Source organism: Nitrosospira sp. Nsp13, from assembly GCF_900101945.1.
Taxonomy (GTDB): domain Bacteria; phylum Pseudomonadota; class Gammaproteobacteria; order Burkholderiales; family Nitrosomonadaceae; genus Nitrosospira; species Nitrosospira multiformis_D.
The window spans coordinates 54,742-69,665 of record NZ_FMVD01000006.1; the positions used below are offsets into that span (position 1 = coordinate 54,742).

Here is a 14,924-nt window from a genome sequence, read left to right on the forward strand (position 1 = left end):
TCATTACTCCTTTATCGGCTAGCCTCGAAGAATACTGTCCGGAAGTCGGCCCATAAACTCGCTACCCTCTTGCTAAACTTAATATGCGCATTAAGGCCGGCCGACTTACCGTAACCAGCAATACGGCATATATGACAATACCGATCATCACCGACAGGTACAACCGGTGAATGGGCTCAACACCATCCAGAATAGTCAATTTTGCAGCCATGACGCCAGCGTACATGCCAAACGCCATAAGCGCTGCCGGCGCCATGATCCTCCCAAACTCTACCGGATTAGTATTTAGCACAGGCAGAAAACGCCTGAGATTAAGGTAATAAGCCAGCAAGAACCCTGCGATCCAGCCAAAGCATACCCCGGTCAATCCCCAGAGGCTTCCAATAGCAATTGCGGTGGGAACGCATACTGCATTTGTCACAAGGCTGGCTAGAAAAAGATCCGCACGACCGATGCCGAGCAAAGCTGGCCTTACCAAAGGCCCCGTCATCTGCAAGGGGATGATGAATGTGATCAGTTGCAGAACAATAGTTGCGGAAAGCCATTTTGTTCCCAGCAAGACCATGACAAAGTCGTCGGCTACACTCGATAAACCCCATAGGACGGGAAAAAAAACCAGGCTGTTCGCTTCAATAGTGAAAAGAAATTTTGATTTGACTTCAGAAATGTCATTCTTGATCCGGGCATAGGCGGGGAACCCTACAGACGATAACATTCCCGAGATTTTGCTCATCGGTAGCGTCGCCAGATTGTAGGCAACCGTATAAAAGCCCAAGGTGGTGGTGCCAAGCATTTTTCCGATAATGACCACATCTGCCCGGGTATAAAAATAGTGCAGAACATCGGCACCAAAAATTCGGCTGCTGTAAGAGGCCAGTGCGCCAATTTTCTTGAAGCGGAAGGATGGGACTTTGGCATAGGGTTGGCCGGCCATAAAGCCCACCGTAGTGGTCAGGGTCGCCGCGAAATTTCCTGCGATTAGCGACCAGACGCCAAAACCCGCGTAGGCCATTCCCAGAGTAACGAGACTGGCGGCTATCGAGGCCATCGCACGTACTATTGATATCCATTTGAACCGCATCGCACGGACCATTAGTGCGTTAGGAATGACCAGGAATATGAGGATCAATAATTGGAGCGCAGATACGCGTATGATATCGACAAGACTCTCCTCGTTGAAGAAATTGGCTACCAAGGGGGCAATAAAATAAGTCAGCAAGAAAAGGAATAGATGAACAACGATGACCAACCCGAATATTGACCGGAGTTCTTCTTCGTGAATATCGTCGCGTTGTATGATCGCCGCTCCCAACCCAAGCTCTCGCAGGAGTTCCGAGAATCCGATTACAAGTGAGGCTATCGCGATCAAAGCGTAATCCTCGGGTGTCAGCAGTCGGATTACGATGATAGTCGCCGCCCAAGCTGCCGCCTGGCCTACGATCCGGCCGATAGCAGACCATCGCAGTGCTGAAATAACGTTAGTCCGAAGATCCATAGATAGGTGTTTTAGGGGTCAGATCTGGGTAAATTGGTGGAGCGGTGATGAACTTATTTTGCTTCTGCCGAGAGCAGGAAGTGACTCTTGATTCCCCAATTAGAAATACCACGGCAGAGTGCAACGGTGTTTCCAGGTCATGCGTTGTGAAATTTAGCTCATGTTTCCTGATAACGGCGATAATAAATACTCTTGCTCGATGATGCAGGAATGCGTATGTAGGTGACCCGACCCAATACCTTTAGCCCGGCTTTAATGATTCCGCGTTGAGAAGCTTCGTTTTTACAGTTGGCCATCATGTAAACGCGTTTAACCCCATTCTGGAACTGAAGATTTGACAGAAACTGGATCATGTAAGGATAAATTCCCAGGCCACGGCATTTATCCAATGTAAAACAATTAACAATTTCCACTTCACCCTCCTCCAGAACCAACCGCGGAAACGGTTCCTTCGCGTATTCAGCGGCGGTGTACACCCAGCTCATATGAACCAGTTCTTCATTTAAATAAACGCCGTAGGCAGTGTCAATTCCCCGTTTCACGTGATACAGCCTCGCTTGATCCGCAAATCTTCCGCTGCCATACGCAAGTGCCGATAAATCCTCTGCTGCCATCTTCCTTGTATCTAGATCTGTACGAAATTTGAAGGGCGGTATTTCCCCAGGGGTGCAGCCAAACAAAACCAGCCTGTTGAGATCAATAAGGGAACTCATTGAAATTCGATCGAACGGGAGCAGGCGCTTTAGATTAGCCTTGGCGAATGCAATAGCCGTTATTCGAGGTTTCTCCATGGGTGGCATGGGTTATTTAATGAAAATTAATCCCGCGTACAAAGTCGATCGTCGCATACCACTACTCAAATTATTGCGTTTCTTTTCGCGAATCAGAGTTATACGGACCGTTCCGGTTCCGGGCAACCGCGAGATCGACCCATTCCATGCCTAAATCGAACTGGTGGCGGAATTCAGGTTTGATATTTGATTCCCACCCAATAACCCTGAGCGTCCTGCCATGTTTCTCCAGAAGCGGTGCTTTCCGTAATATTGCACGACCGGCATTGGAAGCAATTTTGAAGTCTGCGCCAACAAATCCCCCTACACCTTGGAGCTCTTCTGAAACAGACTGAGTCTGAGGCATGCTAATCTTAGCTTTCCATCGAAGCTTGGCATTGAGCGGTCCATCATTGATAAATGGGATGCTTGATCCCAGGTTGATCCTTTTAAATCCCGCGCTTCTCGCCCAGTCGATGGTCTTAACCAATATGGCTGTGACCACACCCTCTCTCAATAGCTTTTCATCCCCGTTCTTCCACCCGACGACAGCGAGACGCAGTTCGTCGAGTCCCTCCGGGCATACTATACGGCCTGCGATCCATTCTGTATCTCGATATAAACCGAAAAAGCGTCCCTCCTGCAACAGGCTCTTCAGCGACTCCAGCCCAGAGGTAAAGGCTACCTCGCCATGTCTTTCCTTTATCGTTGGAAGTAACATTTCATGGTAGAAGTCTTCCAGGTCTGAATCGGCGGATAATTCCCGGATTTGGTAATTTTTCGCTCGAATTGCTTTTACCTGCTGTTTGAAAGTCTGGCTACGAATCAAGTTTTCGGTAGTATCCGTTAAATCGAGAACACAACTGACATATAGGGGAATGATGTGCCATCCCATTTTGACAGAAATGGGCTCAGTTAAAGGGTTTACCGGAAATAGCGCCAGATCGTAATCGGGTATATTGCTCTTCCTGCGAACTGCGTCGATCCAGCGGAATTTTCCAACGTATGACGCATCGGTTCGCTCGGTAAAAAAATGGTGGCTCCACTGGTTGTATTGCGGCAAATCCCCGAAATAGAGCAAGGTTGCCCGGCCGCCATCGCCGCCCAATTCACCCTCTACCCGATACCCTGGGAGCCACCAATTTTCCAGTGTATTACTTAAACTTGCCCCCATAATTTCGACTTTGCGCCTTAGCTTATCTGGCAAGACCGCGAGAGCCGTCTTTAATATAGGCTTAATCAAATTTGCGTCCTCGCAGCCCGCCCGACATGACTCGCCGTAGAAGAGAGGCACCCAAATTCCCGGGTTCAAATGTTGCTGACTCGAGCTCGATTTCGGTCACCGATCCAAAGCCGGTCTTGAATTTCCTCAAACCGGATTCTGGATCAGGATCATCGGTTCCGCCCAGGTTGAATACTTCTTTTCCTTCATCGCGAAGCGCACAGGCGATTTCATGAATGAGAAAATGGGCGGCCCCATAACCCATCCCTTCCGGACTGGTACCCTGAGTATGATTGTAACCGGCCTTTTCTGCTATCAATATGACATTGGAAGAAATAACCTGCCCTGTCAGAACGGCTTGAAAAATCTCTCCTGCGCCTGATTCAATCAATCGTAACAGGTTATTTGTCTCTACTGACGTTGTCACGTTCTCCCCCCGATCTTTTCTCCGCTGCATGGAAACGCCGATCAATCGGGCGTGGGTCTCAACAGCCTCAAGATCACGCGTTCGCCGCATTTCTATCCCGATCTTTCGCGCGCGCTTGATACTATAAGAATGCCCTTTACGCATTTTCGTCAAGGTATCGGGATGCTTTAGATCCAGTACATACTCCCATCGAGGCTTGCGGCTTTTTTCATAATTCAATTGTGGAATCCCACCCCCTGGTGAGCAAAAACTGTTTACCGAGAGATCGGAGATGCCGTTCTGGTGACAGAAGTCCATCAACGCTTGCCAGAAGGGTTCATTTACCGAAACATCGGGCACGGAGGGTATCTCCAGTGAGCATCTCAGCCGCCCGGTTTTCATGAAGGCAGGACAGCATACTTTTGAGTGGGCGTTATCGCCGATCAGGATCCATGGCGTAAATCCTTGCCCATTGCGAAAGTCAGCATATTGGAGCGTATAAAACGGATTCCTTGGATTCAAGGCCGCGAGCTCGCTGGCTAGTAATGTTGTGCCTGGTTCTACCAAGAATGTTCCAGTCATTTCGCTTTGAAAACCGGAAAGAACCGATCAGGATTCTTTTAGGTTGGGGGATTTGAAATTTTTTAGGAATTGACCGGATTGCAGAATATGAAATATCAGAACACCAAACCAGTTCACAGTATAACGCGAGCGGTATAGTGTCAATGCGACTAAAGTACGGGGCGCATTGCGAAGAAGCCGTGCTATGATTTTACCTAGACACCTAGAAATGGGAAAGACAGGGTGAAATTTACTTCACTTGCGCGCATTGCGCGCGACAAATATTCCGGCGTGGGATTGCGTCAAAAGTACTGGGATGCCAGCGTTGTGGCGGGGGAGATTGCGCGGCTGCTCCAACCGGACAATCGAGTGTTCCGGCAGCACGTGCTGCGGGACTACTGGCGCTACCTGACGCTGACGACATGCCCGGAGCAAGGTGAAACAGCGCTCCGAGCTCGTGCGGCGATAAAATGGTTATTGCACGCGCAGCAGGCAGCGCGGGACGGAGGAGTGTCTCTCGGCTACTTTCCATGCCGCGGCGAGTCAGTTGCATGGATGCCATCCTATCCCGAAACGACAGGCTACATCATTACCTCGCTACTCGCGTATGCCGAATGTTTCGATGACCTCGTCGCGCGGGATGCGGCGTTGACGATGGCCCGCTGGGAGATCGCAATTCAAATGCCATCGGGGGCGGTTCAGGGCGGGCCGGTTTGCCCCCCGGCTCAGCAGACCGCCGCGACGTTCAATACCGGCATGGTGCTCGATGGCTGGTGTTCCGCATTTCGTGCGACGGGTGCTGGAGAGTTCCTGGAAGCGGGGCGGCGCGCTGCCGATTTCCTCGTAGGAGACTTGGACGAGAATAATTATTTTCGCACCAACGGCGCTTATGTCAGCGCTGGCGAGATTAAGACATATACCTGTTTGTGTGCCTGGTCGATGTATCGGTTCGGAGAAATCGTGGGAGAGCGTCTTTACCAGGACGCCGCGATCAAGGTGATCGAGGCGGCATTGCGCCAGCAGCGATCCAACGGCTGGTTTGCGCACAACTGTCTGACGCAGTCAGTTGCACCGCTCACCCACACAATAGGCTATACGCTGCAGGGCGTGCTGGAGGTGGGGGTATTAGCCCAACGTCCGGACTTCGTGGCTGCTGCAAGGATAGGCGTCGACCCGCTGGTTGCTCGCGTCGACCGGCATGGACTGCTGGCGGGACGCTACTATGCGGATTGGGAGCCAGGAGCATTATCGTCGTGCCTTACCGGTAATGCCCAAATTGCGATTGTCTGTTACCGGCTTTATGAGCTAACGCGTGCTCCTGAGTACAAACGAGCAGCGGATGCACTGGTCGCTGCATTGAAAGCCTTGCAGGCGTTGGACTCACCGGACCCTGCTCTCAATGGTGCAATCGCCGGTTCATTTCCGTTGTTTGGTGGATATATGCGGGGAGGCTTCCCGAACTGGGCAACCAAGTACTTTTTCGATGCGCTATTACTACAATATTGTCTTGAGATGCCTTCGACTAAGATCGAATGATGTAGCTCATCCGCATTCTGACGTTATAATTTTTGCTGATGAGAAAGTGATTTTACCGATGCTGCACCAATCGGATTTTAGGCCCTTTTTCTGGGAGTCTTCATCTTTTCTGTTTGTTTTTCTCTCTGTTAACGAATTATGTTTTAGATGAGAGCTCATTAGATTATCCATGAGAGATATCCTCGTTACCCTGATTATCTTGGGCTCCTTACCCTATATTTTCAAGAGGCCATACATAGGCGTATTGATGTGGGTGTGGGTCAGCGTCATGAATCCCCATACGCAAGGCTGGGGTTTCGCTAGCACTTTTCCCTTTGCCGCGATTGTGGCGGGAGTAACGATGGTTAGTCTTCTTTTCACTCGGGAGCCGAAAAACTTGCCTTACACTTCCGTTACTGGAGTTTTTCTTGCGTTCGTGCTCTGGATGAATGTAACGACGGTCTTTGCCTTTCATCCCGAAATTGTGTATGACCAGTGGAACAAAGTGATGAAAATAATGCTGATGACGGTTGTAACCCTCATGCTCATAAAATCAAAGCGCCACATACAGCTTCTTGTTGCGGTAGTGGTTATTTCTCTTAGTTACTATGGAATCAAGGGTGGGATCTTTACAATAAGTGGCGGAGGGGAGCATCGAGTGTGGGGACCCGAGGGTACTTTCATTGGAGGAAACAATGAGATCGCCTTGGCGCTCATTATGACTATTCCCCTTCTACACTATCTGCAAATGATTGTCCGGAACAAATGGGTACACTATGGGCTCATCGCGACCATGCTCCTTTGCGCGATTGCTGCGCTCGGGAGTCATTCACGTGGGGCGCTGCTGGCGATTACTGCCATGGGCGCATTTCTATGGCTTAAAAGCCGGCGAAAAGTCTCCCTTGGATTGCTAATGATGCTCGTCATTCCGCCGTTGTTAGCCTTTATGCCTGAGCACTGGACTGAAAGAATGGATACTATCAATAACTATGAGGAAGATGCTTCTGTCCAGGGACGTTTCAATGCTTGGTGGATGGCCTTCAATCTGGCCAAGGACCGGCCGTTGATTGGCGGTGGCTTCGAGGTCGCTACGCGCGAACTTTTTAATCTCTATGCCCCTAATGTTATGGATTTGCCGCGTGCTGCTCACAGCATCTATTTTCAGGCATTGGGTGAACACGGTTTTGTTGGCGCGGGTTTATATCTTTTACTTGGTTTACTGACTTGGAGAACTGGTACGTGGATTATTCGCAATACGAAAAACCTCGAAGAATATAAGTGGGCTTCTAACCTAGCTACCATGATCCAGGTATGCCTGATTGGTTTTGCCACGGGTGGTGCATTCCTCAGTCTACTCTATTTCGATGTGCCTTATTATCTGATGGCGGCTATGGTAGCAACCCGCATGCTGATAGAAAAGGAGCTTAAAGAAAAAGCCTCGTCAGTCATTATTGAAAAAAGCAAAGGCGCTCAACCTCAATTTGGAAACTTGAGCCCATCGCAATCGCAACGAATTGCCAGGGACTCGGGCTAGCGTATGCATATCGAATTGGGTTATTTCATGGTATGCCTGACAGTTGCGCGTCTGGATAGTGCGCATGCCGCCGCGTGAATCCGGTTACGTGGAAATGCGGGGTAAACCCATGCCGTCCTGGACTTTATTGCCGAGCCGAGCACTCCTGAACCTGTGTTCTCCCGGCGGATCGCGCGGCCGGTTGACAATACTTATCTATCACCGGGTACTGCCTCAACCCGATGCATTGTTTCCGGGAGAGAGCCACGCGGAAAATTTCGACCATCAGATGGGGCAGCTTGCAGGCTGCTTCAAAATAATACCCCTTCTTGATGCGGTGCGAGGCCTCCGTCAGGGGAAACTGCCGCCGCGCGCAGCTTGTATCACTTTCGATGACGGGTATGCGGATAATGCGGAAATCGCCCTGCCCATCCTGCAAAAACACGGTATTCCTGCCACATTCTTTGTGTCGACCGGTTTTCTTGACGGTGGGCGGATGTGGAACGACACGGTAATTGAATTAATCCGCCGCGCTCCCGGGGATGCGCTCGACCTCACCCCAATAGGCTTGGGACAACTCGAGATCGGAATGCTCCCGCAACGCCGGCGAGCCATCGATAACGTGCTGGATGCATTCAAGTACTTGCCGCTTGAATCAAGGCGATTGCGTGTAGAGGAGATGTGCGCCCTTATCCCCGTCATCCCCTCCAGGAATCTCATGATGACTTCTGATCAGGTCAGACTCCTGCATAACGCGGGAATGGAGATTGGCGGACATACCGTCAATCACCCTATCCTGGCGCGCATGGAAAACAATGCGGCTGCTTATGCGGAAATCGCTAATGGCAAGGACATACTGGAGAGTATAATTCATGCTCCCGTACGGCTTTTTGCATACCCGAACGGGAAGCCGGGACGGGACTATATGGCGGACCATGCAAGAATGGTCAGGGAAATTGGTTTTGACGCGGCGGTTTCCACGGCTCATGGTGCAGCCAGGGCAGGTAGCGACTTATATCAGTTGCCGCGATTTACGCCATGGGATCGGGGGGCGGCGCGCTTCATGCTTCGCATGGCTCAAAATATGCTCAAGCCCATCGATACGGTTTAATTCAGCCATCTATACGTCACAATGGATTTCTTCAACGATCTATTATTCTACCTATGGAACGAGCGATTACAGGATTTGACGTTGATGGTGAAGGCGATCCAATAGCCATTCTGAGTTGCGGCCATCCGCAGCATGTGCGGCATAACCCACCATTTATCAATCGTCCCTGGGTAGCCGATGAGCAAGGCCGCAATAGTATGTTGGGGCAGATTCTCAGCTGCGTTCGGTGCGAAAAATTCGAACTGCCGAACGATTTTATTGCTTACAAACGTACCCCTGAATTTACCGAAGAATCGGTCCCGGCCGCATTAAGGAAGGATCACTCGACAAAAGCCGGTGTATGGGCAAAAATAAATGTGATGGAAGGCAAGTTACGTTACCGTGTACCGGCCTTTGGGGTGGAAATGGAACTCTCTCAGGATAAGATTGGAATTGTTGTGCCGGAGGTCCTGCATAATGTGGAGCCTTTGGGCTCCGTTCGTTTCTTCGTCGAATTCTACAGGGCGCCGGATAAAGAGGAGTAACGATACGAGTCAGCGGGGCGGGTCAGGCGCCAGATAGTTTTCTGCGACGGGTTATCGCTCCTATCAGGGCAAGGCCCGCCAGCATCATGGCGTAGGTTTCGGATTCCGGGACAACGGATGTGGCAATAGCAACCGCGGAACCCGGCCTTAGGCTTGAGTCGACAATTGGTGTGTAGCCATCGATTGGCAGAAAAGTCGCGTGAAATGAATTATCCCAATCCGAAAGTCCTTGGGAAGTCAGTCCGGAATTGAAGGGATAACCGGCCTGTAAGGGATTAATGACCGGATTTTGGTCCGAGCCAGCATAATCTACATGTCCGGCAAGTTCATCACGCAGGAAGGAGTTTGCATTTGTCCACCAAAAAGAGCCTGGATGCTCGCCATCCAGGAATGAAACAATTCCAAGACCATTACCGCTTCCCGCCCAGTTGATCGCATTCACCGAATGCCCGGTAGCGCCATCCCAACAACTGGACGCGGTTAATGCGGGTGCGCATTTTCCGCCGCCGTCGGGAGCACTCGGGTCATCAGGAATATTGCCGGTATCGCCGCGTAGTGCATGAAAGTCGGAATCAGCGCCAGTGATGAAGGTTCGATCACCCCGGGCAGCTTCTATTGCCACTTTATTATCCAGGATGCCGCTGTAATTGGGTATTGCCAGTGGCCCGCCAGGCGTCGCTCCGGTCCGGAAGGACTCCCCGCTTTCGACTACCAGTACGTTATAGGCGGAAAAATCGGGTGCCGCGCTGGTGGCATCCCAGTACGTCAGATTCCAGCTTGAACCATCACTTTGAGGAAGCGTATGCACGACATTGGCCAATTGCGAGAATTTCTGGCGGTATTCCGAGGCAGGATCAGCATAGGTGTACCACAATACATTGATTGTGTTTGCTTGCGCCAGTGACGACAAGCTCAGGCCTGCGATCAGCGCTGCCGATAAAAGCGAGGGATACATTTTCATCGCTACCTCCGTCAAAACAGTCTGAGCACAATAACCGTAAAATTAAACTGAAGCAACAATTGTACCTCAATATAATACACATCATAATTAATAAGTTATAAATGGTGCCGGGTGATAATACCTATAAGTTGTAAAGATTTCCGACATTCTCGCTATGGTTTTTGACGTGCTTTTCTGACAGTGAAAAGGAAGATGAAAGGCCCATGAGATCCTCTGTTCACAAGCCGTAATCGGATGGTGTGGGAGCAATCATTCAGTCGGAATTTCATCATTTATCCATACCGCCTCAATTCCTGGACGTAACAATTTTTTTCCGATCTTTCGCGGTTCCCATCGTTAAACGCTATAAAAACGGCTGTTTTCAAAGATGGGTTGCCGTGGAATGGCCCCTGCCTGATACCTGTGGCAACCGTATCAATTTCGCGCGTAATGTGATGCTTTTAATAACTTTCGTAGTGACTCACGGATATACCGGGAAGACTTCCCATTGACTGGCGGGCGCAAGCAGATTAAAATCCGCGTGTTTTGAAATTCAGTCAGTGCCGGATCGTGGAGTTTTACCGTTTCGGCTGGCCCAAAGATGAACCCCGAGAGGGGCACCGGCTGGGGGAAATGAAAATTCAGATCTTGTGAAAAAAATTTCAACCCGCCCAGTGTCACGCCAAGCCGCTGTTTTCTGACAGACACCAACAATATGCCTTGGATACGAAACAAGCCGGTGCGCATTGTCATGCGTTGGCAAATGATCGTCACCGTGGCGATGGTGCTGATCCTTGGCCTGCTGTGGGGATTTCATGGCGCGGCTTCCGCGTTATTGGGAGGGGTGATCAGCATTATTTCCGCCGCCGCCTTTGCGACGGTGATCTCGCACTACCAGGGCGCCACTGCGGGGGGCGTGCTGATAACGGCACTGAAAGCGGAGGCGATAAAGATCATCACCATGATCATATTACTCTGGCTTGTTTTGACGCTTTATGAGGATGTGGTCGCGGTCGGTTTTATAGGAACGTTCGCGGTGACGGTACTGATTTTTGGCATGGCGCTGTTTGTAACGGATGAAACAAACGCTGCCGGGATTAAATAGTTTGAATAGACAATAAAAATGGCATCAGGCACAGAACTTACTCCAACTTCTTACATGTCGCATCACCTTACCAATCTGACGAGTTCATTGGGTGAGGGCGCATTCTGGACATTGCATGTGGATACGCTGGCGATGGCAGTACTGCTAGGCGTCATCAGCTTTGGTTTTCTGTGGTGGGTCGTGCGTGGTGCGACATCCGGTGTTCCCAGCAAGCGCCAGGCATTTGTCGAGCTATCCATTGAATTCATCGATGATCAAGTCAAAAGCACTTTCCACGGCGACCGTCACAAGTTTGTTGCACCCGCGGCCCTTACGGTATTTGTATGGGTGCTCATGATGAATGCGATGGATCTCCTGCCCATCGATATCATGGCCGCGGTTTATGAACTGCTGGGTCTGCACAACTGGCGCAGCGTGCCGACCACCGACATCAATACCACGTTTGCGCTGGCGCTATCGGTATGGTTACTGATGATTTTTTTCAACATAAAAGTAAAGGGACTGGGCGGCTGGATTCATGAACTGGTATGTACTCCATTTGGCAAGAATCCAATTCTGTGGCCGGTCAATATCTTATTCAATCTGGTCGAATACGTTTCCAAGCCGCTTTCCCACTCCTTGCGCCTTTACGGAAACATCTACGCCGGGGAAATTATTTTTCTGCTGATCGGTATGTGGGCCGCCACCGGCTTGGCCGGTACCGTGTTTGGCACCCTGCTGGGGGCGGGATGGGCCATTTTCCATATTTTAATCATTACACTGCAAGCGTTTATTTTCATGATGCTGACGGTGGTTTATCTTTCCATGGCGCACGAGTCGCACTGATTTAACTCCTATCTGCCACTACAAACTATTATTTATCACCACGACGAGAGGAAAACGAGATGGACAATTTGCAATACTTGGCGATGATTCAGGCCTACACAGGCATTGGTATCGGCCTGATGATCGGTCTCGGTGCCGCGGGCGCCTGTATCGGTATCGGTATCATGTGCAGCAGCTTCCTTGAGGGCGCCGCCCGCCAGCCGGAAATGATCCCGACGCTACAAGGCAAAGTGTTCCTGTTACTCGGATTGATCGACGCATCCTTCATTATCGGTGTGGGTCTGGCGATGCTCTTTGCATTCGGAAATCCATTGCTGGCTGTCATCAAGTAATAATGCCTGCCCCCGGTATCATAATCAGAGACTAGCCATGAATATCAATTTCACGCTTTTTTCTCAAGCGATGGCGTTCGCCATATTTATCTGGTTCACGGTCAAGTTTGTGTGGCCGCCGTTGATGCGCGCAATCGAAACCCGGCAGAAAACCATTGCCGACGGTCTGGCGGCGGGCGAGCGGGGCAAACAGGAATTGGAGCTGGCAAGCCACCGTTCCGCCGATGTGGTGAGAGAGGCCAAGCATCGGGCGGCCGATATCATCGCTCAGGCCGAAAAACGCGCGTCCGAGATTGTCGAGGAAGCGAAGAACGTCGCAAAGGATGAAGGTAGTCGTATCCTCGTCGGTGCCAAGGCAGAGATCGAACAGGAAGTCTTCCGTGCCAGGGAAGCATTACGGCAACACGTGGCCGACCTGGCTTTGGCAGGCGCTGCGAAGATCCTGCACCGTGAAGTCGATGCCAAAACGCACGCTGATCTGCTCGCCTCCATTAAAGCGGAGCTCTAGGCAATGGCTGAAGCCCGCACGATCGCACGACCTTACGCGGAAGCCGTCTTCAGGCTGGCCAAAGCGGCTGATACACTCCCTGCCTGGTCCGAGATGCTGCAACTGGCGGCCACCATCGCCGCAGACGGCAATATACGTGCGCTCATTGGTAATCCAAAAGTGCCGGCCAGGCGATTGGGCGAGTTGCTTCTCAGTATAGGCGGCGACAGCTTCAATGAAGCGGGCCGCAATTTCATCGTTCTACTGGCGGAAAATGGCCGGATCGCGATATTGCCCGAGGTGAGCGAGTTGTTTGAACAGCTGAAGACACAGCACGAAGGTGTGCTGGGCGCGAAGATCGCTTCCGCATTTGCCATGAGTGATGAGCAATTGAAAGAACTGGTGGTTAACCTTGAAGCCAAGTTCAAGCGCAAAATAGAGGCCAAGGTAAGTATTGATCCGGAATTGATAGGCGGGGTGAAGGTTGAAATCGGCGACGAAGTACTGGATACCTCCGTGCGCGGTAAACTGGAAGCCATGGCTGTTGCACTTAAAAGCTAGGAGTTATTTGAAATGCAGTTAAATCCATCCGAAATCAGTGAGCTGATTAGAAGCAGAATCGAGGGGCTGGCCGTCTCCGCGGAAGTCCGTACACAGGGCACGATTGTTTCAGTAACTGACGGTATCGTGCGTATTCATGGTCTCTCCGACGTGATGCAAGGTGAGATGCTGGAGTTCCCCGGCAATACGTTTGGTCTCGCACTCAATCTCGAGCGTGACTCCGTGGGTGCGGTAATCATGGGCTCATACGAGCATATTACCGAAGGCGATATCGTCAAGTGTACCGGCCGTATCCTGGAGGTGCCGGTAGGCGAGGAGTTGATGGGCCGCGTAGTCAATGCGCTTGGGCAACCGATCGACGGTAAAGGTCCGATAGCCACGAAGCACTCCGAGCCGATTGAAAAAATTGCACCGGGTGTGATATGGCGTCAATCGGTGAATCAACCGGTTCAGACCGGACTCAAGTCCATCGATGCCATGGTTCCCATCGGGCGTGGTCAGCGCGAATTGATTATCGGCGACCGTCAGACGGGCAAGACTGCCGTGGCGGTGGACGCGATCATCAATCAGAAGGGCGAAAAGATGGTCTGCATCTACGTCGCGATCGGACAGAAAGCATCATCCATCGCCAACGTCGTACGCAAACTGGAAGAGCATGGCGCGATGGAGTACACGATTGTGGTGGCTGCCACTGCATCCGAATCCGCGGCAATGCAGTTCATCGCACCTTATTCCGGCTGCACCATGGGCGAATACTTTCGCGATAAGGGTGAAGACGCTCTCATCATTTATGACGATCTAACCAAGCAGGCATGGGCTTACCGGCAGATCTCACTGCTGCTGCGGCGTCCACCCGGACGGGAAGCCTATCCCGGTGACGTATTTTATCTGCATTCGCGTTTGCTGGAACGCGCCGCGCGGGTGAGTGCGGCATACGTTGAAAAAGCCACCAATGGCGCGGTGAAAGGTAAAACGGGTTCGCTCACCGCACTTCCAGTGATTGAGACTCAGGCGGGTGACGTAACCGCTTTCGTTCCCACCAATGTCATCTCGATTACCGATGGCCAGATATTTCTGGAAACCGATTTATTCAACGCCGGTATCCGTCCCGCGATCAATGCGGGGGTTTCGGTGTCGCGCGTGGGTGGCGCGGCTCAGACTAAGGTTATCAAGAAATTGGGTGGCGGTGTACGTCTCGCATTGGCGCAATATCGCGAACTTGCGGCGTTTGCGCAGTTTGCATCGGATCTTGATGAAGCGACTCGCAAGCAATTGGAACGCGGAAAAATGGTGACTGAACTGATGAAGCAGCCGCAGTATGCCACCTTGAGCGTATCCGAAATGGCCATTACCTTGTTCGCTGTCAACAAGGGATATCTGGACGATGTGGAAGTCAAGCGCGGACTAGCATTCGAATCGGCACTCAAGGGCCATATCCGGAGACTATATAGCGCTATTATTGATAAAATCGAGAGCACCAAGGACCTCGATGCAGCAACCGAGAAAGAGCTCGATGCCGCAATTCAGGACTTCAAGAAGAACGGAACCTATTAAACG

General features: G+C 51.2%; 15 protein-coding genes. 10 read left to right on the top strand and 5 right to left on the bottom strand.

Features of this window, described 5'->3' with window-relative positions; translation table 11 throughout:
- Positions 1 to 61: 61 nt before the first annotated feature.
- From BLO43_RS08880 to BLO43_RS08895, 4 genes are all read right to left on the bottom strand, one after another.
- Complete coding sequence (locus BLO43_RS08880; RefSeq protein ID WP_090906771.1) at positions 62 to 1,495, bottom strand: lipopolysaccharide biosynthesis protein; 1,434 nt, start codon at positions 1,493 to 1,495, stop codon at positions 62 to 64.
- Between the two features lie 158 nt (positions 1,496 to 1,653).
- Positions 1,654 to 2,295, bottom strand: coding sequence for a hypothetical protein (locus BLO43_RS08885; protein WP_175443910.1), 642 nt, complete (start codon positions 2,293 to 2,295; stop codon positions 1,654 to 1,656).
- A gap of 61 nt (positions 2,296 to 2,356) precedes the next feature.
- On the bottom strand, positions 2,357 to 3,577 hold the full coding sequence (locus BLO43_RS08890) for a hypothetical protein (RefSeq protein ID WP_139149261.1): 1,221 nt from the start codon (positions 3,575 to 3,577) through the stop codon (positions 2,357 to 2,359).
- Complete coding sequence (locus BLO43_RS08895; protein ID WP_090906774.1) at positions 3,501 to 4,475, bottom strand: GNAT family N-acetyltransferase; 975 nt, start codon at positions 4,473 to 4,475, stop codon at positions 3,501 to 3,503. Before BLO43_RS08895 ends, BLO43_RS08890 begins: the two co-directional genes overlap by 77 nt.
- Positions 4,476 to 4,697: 222 nt before the next feature.
- Between BLO43_RS08895 and BLO43_RS08900 the strand changes: the two genes are divergently transcribed.
- From BLO43_RS08900 to BLO43_RS08915, 4 genes are all read left to right on the top strand, one after another.
- Positions 4,698 to 5,990: a glycoside hydrolase family protein gene (locus BLO43_RS08900; protein ID WP_090906775.1), complete on the top strand. Its 1,293-nt coding sequence runs from the start codon at positions 4,698 to 4,700 to the stop codon at positions 5,988 to 5,990.
- A 169-nt stretch (positions 5,991 to 6,159) separates the two neighbouring features.
- The gene (locus BLO43_RS08905) at positions 6,160 to 7,503 is read left to right on the top strand and encodes a putative O-glycosylation ligase, exosortase A system-associated (RefSeq protein WP_090906776.1); all 1,344 of its coding nucleotides are present in this window, start codon (positions 6,160 to 6,162) and stop codon (positions 7,501 to 7,503) included.
- Between the two features lie 64 nt (positions 7,504 to 7,567).
- Complete coding sequence (locus BLO43_RS08910; protein WP_217628055.1) at positions 7,568 to 8,593, top strand: polysaccharide deacetylase family protein; 1,026 nt, start codon at positions 7,568 to 7,570, stop codon at positions 8,591 to 8,593.
- A 53-nt stretch (positions 8,594 to 8,646) separates the two neighbouring features.
- Complete coding sequence (locus BLO43_RS08915; RefSeq protein ID WP_090906777.1) at positions 8,647 to 9,117, top strand: DUF3565 domain-containing protein; 471 nt, start codon at positions 8,647 to 8,649, stop codon at positions 9,115 to 9,117.
- 22 nt (positions 9,118 to 9,139) lie between these two features.
- Here the strand turns inward: BLO43_RS08915 and BLO43_RS08920 are convergent, their stop codons facing one another.
- Complete coding sequence (locus tag BLO43_RS08920; protein WP_090906778.1) at positions 9,140 to 10,078, bottom strand: PEP-CTERM sorting domain-containing protein; 939 nt, start codon at positions 10,076 to 10,078, stop codon at positions 9,140 to 9,142.
- 730 nt (positions 10,079 to 10,808) lie between these two features.
- Here BLO43_RS08920 and BLO43_RS08930 point away from each other — a divergent pair.
- Genes BLO43_RS08930 through atpA form a run of 6 tightly spaced genes read left to right on the top strand, consistent with a single transcriptional unit; the run spans position 10,809 to position 14,921 of the window.
- Positions 10,809 to 11,162, top strand: coding sequence for an ATP synthase subunit I (locus BLO43_RS08930; protein ID WP_254773403.1), 354 nt, complete (start codon positions 10,809 to 10,811; stop codon positions 11,160 to 11,162).
- An 18-nt stretch (positions 11,163 to 11,180) separates the two neighbouring features.
- On the top strand, positions 11,181 to 11,987 hold the full coding sequence (gene atpB / locus BLO43_RS08935) for a F0F1 ATP synthase subunit A (RefSeq protein ID WP_074630435.1): 807 nt from the start codon (positions 11,181 to 11,183) through the stop codon (positions 11,985 to 11,987).
- A gap of 59 nt (positions 11,988 to 12,046) precedes the next feature.
- Positions 12,047 to 12,319, top strand: a complete 273-nt coding sequence (gene atpE, locus BLO43_RS08940; RefSeq protein WP_004180856.1) for a F0F1 ATP synthase subunit C — start codon at positions 12,047 to 12,049, stop codon at positions 12,317 to 12,319.
- A gap of 37 nt (positions 12,320 to 12,356) precedes the next feature.
- Entirely contained in the window at positions 12,357 to 12,827 is a 471-nt protein-coding gene (locus tag BLO43_RS08945; RefSeq protein ID WP_074630434.1) for a F0F1 ATP synthase subunit B, read from the top strand.
- A gap of 3 nt (positions 12,828 to 12,830) precedes the next feature.
- Positions 12,831 to 13,367, top strand: coding sequence for a F0F1 ATP synthase subunit delta (locus tag BLO43_RS08950; protein WP_074630433.1), 537 nt, complete (start codon positions 12,831 to 12,833; stop codon positions 13,365 to 13,367).
- 12 nt (positions 13,368 to 13,379) lie between these two features.
- Positions 13,380 to 14,921 carry a F0F1 ATP synthase subunit alpha gene (atpA, locus tag BLO43_RS08955; RefSeq protein WP_074630432.1) on the top strand — a complete coding sequence of 514 codons (1,542 nt, stop codon included), beginning with the start codon at positions 13,380 to 13,382 and terminating at the stop codon, positions 14,919 to 14,921.
- Positions 14,922 to 14,924 lie beyond the last annotated feature (3 nt).